This window comes from Vibrio sp. 10N.222.52.B7 (genome assembly GCF_041474275.1).
In the GTDB taxonomy this organism is placed as follows: Bacteria; Pseudomonadota; Gammaproteobacteria; order Enterobacterales; family Vibrionaceae; genus Vibrio; species Vibrio crassostreae_C.
Genome location: NZ_JBFRTU010000637.1, coordinates 1 through 400 on the forward strand (window position 1 = coordinate 1; position 400 = coordinate 400).

1 protein-coding gene is annotated in these 400 nt (G+C 42.0%); it reads left to right on the forward strand.

All coding sequences use genetic code 11. The annotated features are described in order from the left end of the window. A partial coding sequence (locus AB4512_RS24580) for a C80 family cysteine peptidase (RefSeq protein ID WP_372176087.1) occupies positions 1–400 on the forward strand: 400 nt, incomplete at both ends.

A 400-nucleotide genomic window follows, 5' to 3' on the forward strand; every position in this document is an offset into this window, starting at 1 on the left:
AAAGATAAGTTAGCTGGACAATTACGTTGGCAACTTGTTGGTCATGGTCGAGATGGATCTGAAAACAATAATACTCATCTAAGCGGTTACAGCGCAGATGAGTTAGCTGTGAAACTAGCAGCGTTCAATCAAGTGTTTAGTGAAGCTGAAAATGTCAAGGCTAGCCCTGATCATATTAGTGTAGTCGGTTGTTCGTTAATCAGTGATGACAAACAAAATGGCTTCGGAAGACTTCTTATTCAATCGATGGGTGACAACGATATCCGTAGCGATGTTTCTGTCCGTAGCTCAGAAGTTGCTGTTGACTCGAATGGTCGTAAACATACCCATGACGAAAATGGTCATTGGGTACAAAAAGAGAAAAGCAAGAAAGTGACACTTAGCTGGGATGAACAAGGCG